We start from the raw sequence: 11,583 nt of genomic DNA on the forward strand, positions 1-11,583 counted from the left end.
GAACATGGATCCGTTCTTTTCGATCTACGTCTGGCCGGCGATCGTCATGATCGGGCAGTCGCTTCTGCTGCTGGTCTGCCTGCTCGTCTTCATCGCTTTTATCCTGCTTGCCGACCGCAAGATCTGGGCGGCCGTGCAGCTTCGCCGCGGGCCTAACGTCGTCGGTCCTTTCGGCCTCTTCCAGTCCTTTGCCGATCTTCTGAAATTCGTCTTCAAGGAGCCGATCATTCCGGCCGGTGCCAACAAGGGCGTCTTCCTGCTTGCTCCGCTGGTCGCCGTGACCTTGGCGCTCGCCACCTGGGCGGTCATCCCGCTCGCGGACGGCTGGGTTATCGCCAACATCAACGTCGGCATCCTTTACGTCTTCGCGATCTCCTCGCTCGAAGTCTATGGGATCATCATGGGCGGCTGGGCATCGAACTCAAAATATCCGTTCCTTGGCGCGCTGCGTTCGGCCGCGCAGATGGTCTCGTACGAAGTCTCGATCGGCTTCGTCATCGTTACCGTGCTGCTCTGCGTCGGCTCGCTGAACCTCTCGGATATCGTCTATGCGCAGAAGGACGGCCTCGGCACGATGATCGGCCTGCCGGCCTCCTTCCTCGACTGGCACTGGCTGGCGCTTTTCCCGATGTTCATCGTCTTCTTCATCTCGGCGCTTGCCGAGACGAACCGCCCGCCCTTCGACCTTCCGGAAGCAGAATCGGAACTCGTCGCCGGCTTCATGGTGGAATACGGCTCGACCCCATACATGATGTTCATGCTCGGCGAATATGCGGCGATCGTGCTGATGTGCTCGCTGACGACCATCCTGTTTCTGGGTGGCTGGCTGCCGCCGGTCGATATCGCGATCCTCAACTGGGTGCCGGGCATTATCTGGTTCGTGCTGAAGGCAACGCTCGTCTTCTTCATGTTCGCCATGGTGAAGGCCTTTGTGCCGCGCTACCGTTACGACCAGCTTATGCGCCTCGGCTGGAAGGTTTTCCTGCCGCTGTCGCTCGCCATGGTCGTCATCACCGCATTCGTGCTGAAGCTGACGGGATGGGCATGAAGATGACCATCCAAGCTTTTGGCATCATTGGAGAATAAAGATGGCAGGTCTCGGACAAGCCGTGAATTCCCTGTTCCTGAAGGAGTTCGTCGGCGCCTTCTTCTTGTCGATGCGTTACTTCTTCAAGCAGAAGGCGACGATCAATTATCCGTTTGAAAAAGGGCCTGTCTCCCCGCGCTTCCGCGGCGAGCATGCGCTGCGCCGTTACCCGAACGGCGAAGAGCGCTGCATCGCCTGCAAGCTCTGCGAAGCGATCTGTCCTGCCCAGGCGATCACCATCGAGGCGGGTCCGCGCCGCAACGACGGCACCCGCCGCACGGTGCGTTACGACATTGACATGGTGAAGTGCATCTATTGCGGCTTCTGCCAGGAGGCCTGCCCGGTCGACGCGATCGTCGAGGGGCCGAACTTCGAATTCTCGACCGAAACGCGCGAAGAACTCTATTTCGACAAGGCGCGGCTTCTGGAAAACGGCGACCGCTGGGAGCGGGAGATCGCCCGCAATATCGCAATGGATGCGCCCTACCGTTAAGGCGGGCGCATTCGACCGGGACCGCCCCAACCAACGGGCAATGTGCCGGTGACATCTGGATGAAATGCCCGGCGCGTGTCATGCCGCCGGGTTTCGACGGGAAGGGGCCTCCGCCCTGCTTCCGGTGAGGGACGAAAAGGCACCACGATGGGTCTGCAGGCTATCTTCTTTTATCTCTTCGCGTTCGTCGCGGTGGCGTCGGCGTTCATGGTCATCTCGGCCAGGAACCCGGTTCACTCGGTGCTCTTCCTCATCCTGGTCTTCTTTAACGCGGCCGGCCTCTTTCTGCTGACCGGTGCCGAATTCCTGGCGATGATCCTGCTGGTCGTCTATATCGGCGCGGTTGCGGTCCTGTTCCTCTTCGTCGTCATGATGCTCGACATCGATTTTTCGGAACTGCGCTCCGGCGTGCTGCAATATGCGCCGATCGGCATCTTGATCGGGCTCATCGTGGCGGCAGAGCTGATCGTGGTCATCGGCGGCAGCGTGCTGACCCCGGATGCAGCCAAGGCGATCACCATGCCGATCCCGAACCCGGCCGAACGCACCAACACAGCGGCCCTCGGCGACGTGCTTTATACGAACTATGTCTACTTCTTCCAGATCGCCGGGCTGGTGCTTCTGGTCGCGATGATCGGCGCGATCGTGCTGACGCTGCGTCACCGCACCCACATCAAGCGGCAGAATATTTCGAAGCAGGTGGGCCGCACGCCCGCCACTGGCGTCGAGGTGGTCAAGGTCAAGTCGGGTCAGGGCGTCTGAGGCGGAAAAGGAATAGAAAAATGGAAATCGGACTTTCCCATTATCTCACGGTCAGCGCCATCCTCTTCATGCTTGGCGTCTTCGGCATCTTCCTGAACCGCAAGAACGTCATCATCATCTTGATGTCGGTCGAACTCATCCTGCTTTCGGTCAACCTCAATATGGTGGCCTTTTCCTCCTTCCTGAACGACATCGTCGGCCAGGTCTTCGCATTGTTCATCCTGACCGTCGCGGCCGCGGAGGCTGCGATCGGTCTTGCAATTCTCGTCGTCTTCTATCGCAACCGCGGTTCGATCGCCGTTGAAGACGTCAATATGATGAAGGGCTGATCAGGTTATGATCTACAAGGCAATCGTCTTCCTTCCCCTGATCGGCTTCCTGATCGCCGGCCTGTTCGGCCGCCAGATCGGTGCCAAGGCCTCCGAATACATCACCTCCGGCCTGATGCTCATCGCGGCCGCTCTGTCCTGGATCGTCTTCTTCAATGTGGCGCTCGCGCATGGCGAGGCGGGCGAGGTGATCAAGGTTCCGGTGATGCGCTGGATCCAGTCCGGCGGCATCGATGTCGAATGGGCCTTCCGTGTCGATACGCTGACGGCGGTCATGTTCGTGGTCGTCAACACGGTCTCGTCGCTCGTGCATGTCTATTCGATCGGCTACATGCATCATGATCCGCACCGGCCGCGCTTCTTTGCCTATCTCTCGCTCTTCACCTTCGCGATGCTGATGCTGATCACGTCGGACAACCTCGCCCAGATGTTCTTCGGCTGGGAAGGCGTAGGTCTGGCGTCCTACCTGCTCATCGGTTTCTGGTACAAGAAGCCGTCGGCTTCGGCTGCCGCGATGAAGGCATTCATCGTCAACCGCGTCGGCGACTTCGGCTTCGTGCTCGGCATTGCCGGCGTTTTCGTGCTTTTCGGCTCGATCAATCTCGAAACGATCTTCGCTGCGGCTGCCACCTACCTGCCGCCGGAAGGCTCGCCGGAGGCGACTGAGGTCATCGTCAACTTCTTCGGCATGCCGCTCGACAAAGCTGGTGCAATCACCGCCGTCTGCCTGCTGCTGTTCATGGGCGCCATGGGCAAGTCGGCGCAGTTCCTGCTGCACACCTGGCTGCCGGACGCCATGGAAGGCCCGACCCCGGTCTCGGCCCTCATCCATGCTGCCACGATGGTCACCGCCGGCGTCTTCCTGGTCGCCCGCATGTCGCCGCTTTTCGAACTGTCGCCCGATGCGCTCACTGTCGTGACGCTCATCGGCGCGATCACTGCCTTCTTTGCGGCGACCGTCGGCCTCGTCCAGAACGACATCAAGCGCGTGATTGCCTATTCCACCTGCTCGCAGCTCGGCTACATGTTCGTGGCGCTCGGGGTAGGGGCCTATGGCGCGGCGATCTTCCACCTTTTCACGCACGCCTTCTTCAAGGCGCTGCTCTTCCTCGGCGCAGGTTCGGTCATCCATGCCGTCGACGGCGAGCAGGACATGCGCTACATGGGCGGTCTGCGCACGCATATCCCGATCACCTTCTGGATGATGACGATCGGCACACTGGCGCTGACGGGTGTCGGCATCCCCGGCACCATGTTCGGTTTCGCCGGTTTCTTCTCCAAGGACGTGATCATCGAATCCGCCTATGCTTCCCATTCGGTGGTTTCCGGCTTCGCCTTTGCCCTTCTGGTGATCGCGGCACTCTTCACGAGCTTCTATTCGTGGCGTCTGGCCTTCCTGACCTTCTTCGGCAAGCCGCGCGCATCCGCCGACGTCATGCACCATGTGCATGAATCACCGAGCGTGATGCTGGTGCCGCTCTACGTGCTCGCCATCGGCGCGGTTCTCGCCGGCGTGCTTTTCGAAGGCTACTTCTTCGGCCACGAATATGCCGAGTTCTGGAAGGGCGCGATCTTCACGCTGCCGGAAAACGAGATATTGGAGGAGTTCCATCACGTGCCGACGCTGGTGAAGTGGAGCCCCTTCATCGCCATGGCAATCGGCTTCGTCACCGCCTGGTACTTCTACATCAAGTCGCCGTCGCTGCCGCGCCGCCTCGCCGAATCGCAGAAGGTCCTCTACGAGTTCCTGCTCAACAAGTGGTATTTCGACGAGATCTACGATTTCCTTTTCGTCCGTTCCGCGAAGGCGATTGGCCGGTTCCTGTGGCAGAAGGGTGATATCGGCGTCATCGATACCTACGGCCCGAACGGGATTGCCGCCCGCGTGGTCGACGTCACCAACCGGGTGGTCAAGCTGCAATCCGGTTACCTCTATCATTATGCGTTCGCGATGCTGATCGGCATTGCCGCCCTCGTCACCTGGATGATGCTCGGGAGCTCAATCTAATGACCGACTGGCCAATTCTCTCGACGGTCACCTTCCTGCCGCTGGTCGGCGTTCTTCTCCTGTTGCTGACGCGGGAGGACGGCCCCTACGGCCGCCGCAACATCCTGAACGTCTCGCTGTTCACGACGATCTTCACGTTTGTCGTCTCGCTCTTCATCTGGTTCAGCTTCGACAACTCGAATCCCGGTTTCCAGATGATCGAGAAGCATGCCTGGCTCGGCACCGGCATTTCCTATCATCTCGGCGTCGACGGCATTTCCATGCTCTTCGTCATCTTGACGACCTTCCTGATGCCGTTCTGCGTGCTCGCGAGCTGGGAGTCGGTCCAAAAGCGCCTCAAGGAATACATGATCGCCTTCCTGCTTCTGGAAGTGGTCATGGTCGGCGTCTTTGTCGCGCTCGATGTCGTGCTTTTCTACGTCTTCTTCGAAGCGACGCTCATCCCGATGTTCGTCATCATCGGTGTGTGGGGCGGCAAGGATCGCGTCTACGCATCCTACAAGTTCTTCCTTTATACGCTGCTGGGTTCGGTGCTGATGATGCTCGCCATCATTGCCATGTACTGGCAGGCCGGTACGACCGACATCACCGAGCTCCTGAAATACGGCTTTCCGGCCGGCATGCAGACCTGGCTCTGGCTCGCCTGTTTCGCAGCCTTCTCAGTCAAGATGCCGATGTGGCCGGTGCATACCTGGCTTCCGGACGCACACGTTCAGGCACCGACCGCGGGCTCGGTCATCCTGGCTGGCGTCATGCTGAAGCTCGGCGGTTACGGCTTCGTGCGCTTCTCGCTCGCCATGTTCCCGCTGGCGTCCGAATACTTTGCGCCCTTCGTCTTTACGCTGTCGGTGCTGGCGATCATCTACACTTCGCTGGTGGCGATGATGCAGGTCGATATCAAGAAGCTGATCGCCTATTCGTCGGTCGCCCACATGGGCTACGTCACCATGGGTATCTTCGCGGCGAATGTTCAGGGCCTGCAGGGTGCGCTCTTCCAGATGCTGTCGCACGGCATCGTCTCCGGCGCGCTCTTCCTTTGCGTCGGGGTGGTCTATGACCGGCTCCATACCCGCGAGATTGCGGCCTATGGCGGCCTCGTCAACAACATGCCGAAATATGCCGTCGCCTTCATGATCTTCACGATGGCGAATGTCGGCTTACCGGGCACGTCGGGCTTCATCGGCGAATTCCTGACGATCATCGGCGTCTTCCGGGTCAATACCTGGGTTGCGCTGTTTGCGGCGACCGGCGTCATCCTGTCGGCTTCCTATGCACTGTGGCTCTATCGCCGGGTGATCTTCGGGGCCCTGGAAAAGGAAAGCCTGAAGGCGCTCCTCGATCTTTCCGCCCGCGAAAAGCTCATCCTCTATCCGCTGATCGCGGTTACCATCTTCTACGGCTTCTATCCCGCGCCGATCTTCGATGCGACGAGAGCTTCCGTGGACCTGATGGTGAACAACTATTCCGCAGCCCTGCAGGCGGCGAAAGACCTTGCACTGAACGTGCACTGAGACGGGACACGACTGGACATGACCGCTGAAACACTCTCCCTAAGCCTGCAGCTCTCCATGCCGGAGATTATTCTGGCCGTGGGTGCGCTCGCTCTCCTGATGATCGGCGTTTTCTCCGGCGAGAAGTCCGCGCCGACGGTGACGGGACTTGCGGTGGCACTGCTTGCCGTTGCCGGCCTCTGGCTCATCTTCATGCCAGCCGATGGCGAAGCCTATGGCGGCGCGTTCAAGCTTGATCCGTTCGCGCGCTTCATGAAGGTCCTTGCCCTGATCGGTTCGCTCGTCGCGATGATCATGTCGGTGGGACACGCCCGCTCCGAACAACTCGACCGTTTCGAGTTTCCGGTTCTGCTTGTGCTCTCCACTCTCGGCATGCTGCTCTTGATCTCGGCGAACGACCTCATCGCGTTCTACCTCGCGCTGGAACTGATGTCGCTGGCCCTTTACGTGGTCGCCGCCATCAACCGTGACAGCCTGCGCTCGACGGAAGCCGGCCTGAAATATTTCGTGCTTGGCGCGCTTTCCTCCGGCATGATGCTCTATGGCATGTCGCTGGTCTACGGCTTTACCGGCAATACCGGCTTCGACCAGATCGCTGGTGTTCTCTCTTCCGAGACGCGGCACCTCGGCCTCGTCTTCGGCATGGTCTTTGTGCTCGCCGGTGCCTGCTTCAAGATCTCGGCCGTGCCGTTCCACATGTGGACGCCGGACGTTTATGAAGGTGCGCCGACCCCGGTCACGGCTTTCTTCGCTGCCGGCCCCAAGGTTGCGGCGATGGCGATCCTCGTGCGTATCGTCTCCGACGCCTTTCTGCCGATCGTCGCCGATTGGCGCCAGATTATCGTCTTCGTGTCGATCGCCTCTATGCTGCTCGGCTCGTTCGCGGCGATCGGCCAGCGCAACATCAAGCGGCTGATGGCCTATTCCTCGATCGGTCACATGGGTTATGCGCTTGTCGGCGTTGCCGCGGGCACCGAGTCCGGCGTTTCCGGCGTGACGCTCTACATGGCGATCTACATGGTCATGACGCTCGGCTGCTTCGCCTGCATCATGGCAATGCGCCGCAAGGAAGGCGACAGCGTCGAGAACGTCGACGATCTCGCCGGCCTGGCATCGACCAAGCCCTTCATGGCGGTGGTGTTGACGGCGCTGATGTTCTCGATGGCGGGCATTCCGCCGCTGGCCGGCTTCTTCGCCAAGTATTTTGTCTTCGTGGCGGCGATCGAAGCCAAGCTCTATGCGCTGGCAGTCATCGGCGTTTTGACCTCGGTGGTGGGCGCTTATTATTACCTGCGCATCGTCAAGCTGATGTGGTTCGATGAAGCCAAGGGCGAATTCGCCCGCATCTCCGGTGAACTGCGCCTGGTCTTCGGTCTCTCCGGCCTCTTCGTCACGGCCTATGTGCTGTTCGGCGGGCCGATCGGCAGTGCGGCGAACGCTGCCGCCAAGTCCTTCTTCTGAGGATGGCTCGCAGGACTGGACGCTTCTCGCTCGACGCGTTTCGCCATGAGGCACTGAGCGAGGTAGGGTCCACCAATAGCGAATGTCTCGCCCGCGCCCGCGCGGGCGATTCCGGTTTGTTATGGATCACGGCAAGACGCCAGACGGCCGGCCGGGGCCGACGCGGACGGGCATGGACTTCGGAGCCCGGCAATCTCTATGCTTCACTGCTGCTGATCGACCCGGCACCACCTGAGCGGCTTGCATCTCTGCCGCTTGCGGTCGCCGTCGCCGTCCATGCGACCGTGAAGGCCGTATTGCCGCCCGGCAGCGAAGCCCTCGAGGTCAAATGGCCGAACGACATCCTGATCGGCCGCAGGAAGACCTGTGGCATTCTTCTGGAAGGTGAAAGCCTGCCGGATGGCCGCCGCGCGGTGGTCATCGGCATAGGGATCAACATCCGCCACATGCCGGATAGCGCGCCCTATGGCGTCACACGCCTTGTCGATCATGGCGCCGGAATTTCACCGGAAGAGATTTTTGCGCATCTTTACAGAGAGATGGCAAGTATTCTTGAAGCGTGGGATGAGGGGGGCGGCATAACGATCATCTGCGAGCGCTGGCGGCAGATCGCCTGCGGCATCGGCGAAAAAATCACCGTCAACCTCTCCGACCGCTCGCTTGTTGGAACATTCGCAGGTATCGATGACAAGGGATTTTTGATGCTTGATACAGGCGCGGGCGGAGTTCTTCCGATCGCCGCCGGTGATGTATTTTTCGAGAGAACGGAATAAGAGAAGAAATGGCAAAACAGGAAGAACTGGTGTTTCTGCCGCTTGGCGGCGTGGGTGAGATCGGCATGAACCTCGCCCTCTACGGCTATGGAACGCCGCAGAAGCGCCAGTGGATCATGGTCGATTGCGGCGTCACCTTTCCAGGGCCGGACCTGCCGGGCGTCGATCTCGTTCTGCCGGACATCCGCTATCTCGCCGGCGAGCGCCATAACCTCAAGGCGATCATCATCACCCATGCGCACGAGGATCACTACGGCGCGCTGAACGATCTCTGGCCGGGCCTCAACGTGCCGGTCTATGCCTCGCCCTTTACGGCCGGCATGCTGGAGGCGAAACGCAATTACGAGGGGTCGCGGGCCGATATTCCGGTAACGATCTTCAAAGCAGGCGACCGCATCACGGTCGGCCCGTTCCAGATCGAAGGGGTTGGCGTCAACCACTCCATTCCCGAGCCCATGTCGCTTGTCATTCGCACGCCGCTCGGCAATGTGGTCCACACCGGCGACTGGAAGATCGATTATGCTCCCTCGCTTGGCCCGCTGACAGACGAGGTTCGCTTCCGTGCGCTTGGCGACGAAGGCGTTCTGGCTGTGATGTGCGATTCGACCAACGCCATGCGCGATGGCGTGTCTCCGTCGGAAGAAGAAGTTTCGGAAGGCCTGCGCAAGATCATCGAGGGAGCCGAGGGCAGGGTGGCGATCACCACCTTCTCCTCGAATGTCGGCCGCATCCGTTCGGTCGCCCAGGCCGCCGAAGCTGCCGGTCGCGAGGTGTTGCTGCTCGGCAGCTCTCTGAAGCGTGTCGTCGACGTCGCCCGCGATGTCGGCCTGATGGAGGGCTTGAAACCCTTCATCGCCGAGGACGAGTACGGCTATATCCCGCGCGACAAGATCGTCGTCATCCTGACCGGCAGCCAGGGCGAACCGCGCGCCGCACTTGCCAAGATCGCCCGCGACGAGATGCGTAACGTGGCGCTGGCATCCGGCGACACGGTGGTTTTCTCCTCGCGCACCATTCCCGGCAACGAAAAGGCGATCATCGAGATCAAGAACGGCTTGATCGAGCAAGGCATCAACGTGGTGACGGATTCGGATGCGCTGGTGCATGTCTCCGGTCATCCGCGCCGCAATGAGCTCCTGAAGATGTACGAATGGACCCGGCCGCAGATCCTCGTGCCGGTGCATGGCGAGGCAGCTCACCTGATGGCGCAGGCCGAGCTTGCGGCATCCGCCGGCATCAAAACGATCCCGCGTGTTCGGAACGGCGATATTCTGCGGCTTGCGCCGGGTCCCGCGGAGGTGGTCGACGAGGCGCCGCATGGCCGCATCTTCAAGGACGGCAAGCTGATTGGCGACTTCGACGAAATGGGAATTGGCGATCGCCGCAAGCTCTCCTATGTCGGACATGTCTCGGTCAATGTGCTGCTCGACAACCGCTACGATTTCCTGACCGATCCGGATGTCGTCGCCTTCGGCCTGCCGGAACTCGACGACGAAGGGGAGGCAATGGAGGATACGCTCTATGACGCGGTGCTCGGCGCGGTCGAGAGCATTCCGCGAGGCCGTCGCAAGGACCTCGATATGTTGCGGGAGGCGGTTCGCCGCGCGGTGCGCGCCGCTGCCAACGAGGCCTGGGGCAAGAAGCCGGTCGTGACGGTGTTCGTGACGAGGTTGTGAGGGGTGGGCGGATTGCCCCTCTCCTGAAAAATCGGCGCGGCACGGTTATCTCTCTCCTTGCGGGAGAGAAAGCGATTTCAAAATCTTAGCCGAAGGCTAAGTTTCAGAAATCGAAAGTGAGGGGCTCGCAACACCAAACTCGGAGGACACCACATGCTCGGACGCGTCAACCATATCGCCATCGCCGTGCCGGATCTGGCAGCGGCCACGACCACCTACCGCGATACGCTCGGTGCCCGCGTCTCGCAGGCCCAGGCGCTGCCGGAACATGGCGTGACGGTCGTCTTCGTCGAGCTTCCGAACACCAAGGTGGAACTGCTCGAACCGTTGGGGGCGGACTCCCCGATTGCCGCCTTTCTGGAGAAGAACCCGTCAGGCGGTATGCACCATATCTGCTACGAGGTGGAGGACATCATCGCAGCCCGGGATCGACTGAAAGCCGGCGGCGCCCGCGTGCTCGGCGACGGCAATCCCAAGACAGGCGCTCACGGCAAGCCGGTGTTGTTTCTACACCCCAAGGATTTCGACGGCACCTTGGTCGAGCTTGAACAGGTCTGATCTTGCGACGAACCGCAGCTGATTGTCCCCGGCTGGCTCTGCCTTCCTTTATCCTGAAGCCCGTTATAGTATTTATAAATCGCCTGTCATGAGTAAGGACGCCTCATGGACCAATTATCCCGCAGAAAATATGATACTTTACTGGAGAGTGGAATTTTTACTTATGATGTGGCGCTGGATCTGTTGTGGGGTGATGTCAAGGCGGCAAATATCATGGGTTTTGCAACGGAGGAAATGAATGACGGGATCAGGTTGTTGGAATATGTAAGCCTTGTTCATCCTGATGACCTTCCGGAATTTGCTGAGAAGAAGCACAAGTCGATACTCAATGCTTCGCCGTTCCAGAGTTCTCACAGGCTTCTTCGCAAGAACTCCGCTCCCGTTTGGGTGACTGTGCACAGTCGGCCCTGCCGCATTCAAAACGGCCTGCCAACGCTGATCGGCGGCATTATCGCATCGGGAAAGATTACAGTGGAATTGCCCCTTTAGGGAGCGAGGGCAGGTTACCTCCGGACTATCCGGTGCGGCATCGCGTCCCCGGGCCCCCCTTTGAGCTTTGCTGTCTTTCAGCCTATAACGCCGCTCTCTGAACTGAAACCGGAAATCAACTCATGTCCCTCCTGACGGTCGCCGCCATCTATTTCATTCTCTGGTGGACCGTGCTCTTCATTGTTCTGCCGCTCGGCTATCGCAGCCAGCAGGAGGAGGGCGAGGTGACGACCGGAACGGTCGAAAGCGCGCCGGCGAAATTCCGCGGCGGCCGCGTCATCCTGCTGACGACGGTGATTTCCGCCGTGCTCTATGCGGCCTATCATCTCGTCTCGGCATATTTCGGCTTCGGCGTTGCCGATATCCCGGTCATCGTGCCGAGTTTCGAATAGGACAGAAAAACACGCGAACCTGTCATCTTCCTGTCATGCTGACC

Annotated in this window: 12 protein-coding genes; all 12 read left to right on the top strand. The window is 60.1% G+C overall.

From position 1 onward, the window contains the following. The first annotated feature begins 4 nt into the window (after positions 1–4). The gene (gene nuoH, locus QEO92_RS06565) at positions 5–1,048 is read left to right on the top strand and encodes an NADH-quinone oxidoreductase subunit NuoH (protein WP_227702544.1); all 1,044 of its coding nucleotides are present in this window, start codon (positions 5–7) and stop codon (positions 1,046–1,048) included. A gap of 40 nt (positions 1,049–1,088) precedes the next feature. Beyond that, a complete protein-coding gene (gene nuoI / locus QEO92_RS06570; RefSeq protein WP_037150180.1) occupies positions 1,089–1,580 on the top strand; it encodes an NADH-quinone oxidoreductase subunit NuoI in 492 nt (163 codons plus the stop codon). A gap of 147 nt (positions 1,581–1,727) precedes the next feature. Further along, the gene (locus QEO92_RS06575; protein ID WP_037150178.1) at positions 1,728–2,342 is read left to right on the top strand and encodes an NADH-quinone oxidoreductase subunit J; all 615 of its coding nucleotides are present in this window, start codon (positions 1,728–1,730) and stop codon (positions 2,340–2,342) included. Positions 2,343–2,362: 20 nt separating this feature from the next. Further along, positions 2,363–2,671, top strand: coding sequence for an NADH-quinone oxidoreductase subunit NuoK (gene nuoK / locus QEO92_RS06580; RefSeq protein ID WP_037150176.1), 309 nt, complete (start codon positions 2,363–2,365; stop codon positions 2,669–2,671). Between the two features lie 7 nt (positions 2,672–2,678). Continuing rightward, on the top strand, positions 2,679–4,679 hold the full coding sequence (gene nuoL / locus QEO92_RS06585; protein WP_037150174.1) for an NADH-quinone oxidoreductase subunit L: 2,001 nt from the start codon (positions 2,679–2,681) through the stop codon (positions 4,677–4,679). After that, the gene (locus tag QEO92_RS06590; RefSeq protein WP_227702545.1) at positions 4,679–6,190 is read left to right on the top strand and encodes an NADH-quinone oxidoreductase subunit M; all 1,512 of its coding nucleotides are present in this window, start codon (positions 4,679–4,681) and stop codon (positions 6,188–6,190) included. The genes nuoL and QEO92_RS06590 overlap by 1 nt, the downstream gene beginning before the upstream one ends. Positions 6,191–6,208: 18 nt before the next feature. After that, positions 6,209–7,651 carry an NADH-quinone oxidoreductase subunit NuoN gene (nuoN, locus tag QEO92_RS06595; RefSeq protein ID WP_037150169.1) on the top strand — a complete coding sequence of 481 codons (1,443 nt, stop codon included), beginning with the start codon at positions 6,209–6,211 and terminating at the stop codon, positions 7,649–7,651. A 2-nt stretch (positions 7,652–7,653) separates the two neighbouring features. Then, positions 7,654–8,424 carry a biotin--[acetyl-CoA-carboxylase] ligase gene (locus QEO92_RS06600; RefSeq protein WP_037150166.1) on the top strand — a complete coding sequence of 257 codons (771 nt, stop codon included), beginning with the start codon at positions 7,654–7,656 and terminating at the stop codon, positions 8,422–8,424. 8 nt (positions 8,425–8,432) lie between these two features. Then, complete coding sequence (locus tag QEO92_RS06605; RefSeq protein ID WP_037150163.1) at positions 8,433–10,100, top strand: ribonuclease J; 1,668 nt, start codon at positions 8,433–8,435, stop codon at positions 10,098–10,100. Between the two features lie 153 nt (positions 10,101–10,253). Beyond that, positions 10,254–10,658, top strand: coding sequence for a methylmalonyl-CoA epimerase (gene mce / locus QEO92_RS06610; protein ID WP_227702546.1), 405 nt, complete (start codon positions 10,254–10,256; stop codon positions 10,656–10,658). A 105-nt stretch (positions 10,659–10,763) separates the two neighbouring features. Beyond that, positions 10,764–11,147 carry a PAS domain-containing protein gene (locus QEO92_RS06615; RefSeq protein ID WP_227702547.1) on the top strand — a complete coding sequence of 128 codons (384 nt, stop codon included), beginning with the start codon at positions 10,764–10,766 and terminating at the stop codon, positions 11,145–11,147. Between the two features lie 122 nt (positions 11,148–11,269). Next, positions 11,270–11,539 (top strand): DUF1467 family protein, encoded by a 270-nt coding sequence (locus QEO92_RS06620; RefSeq protein ID WP_227702548.1) that lies wholly within the window; start codon positions 11,270–11,272, stop codon positions 11,537–11,539. Positions 11,540–11,583: the final 44 nt, after the last annotated feature.

This window comes from Neorhizobium petrolearium (genome assembly GCF_029854435.1).
GTDB classification, from domain to species: domain Bacteria; phylum Pseudomonadota; class Alphaproteobacteria; order Rhizobiales; family Rhizobiaceae; genus Neorhizobium; species Neorhizobium petrolearium.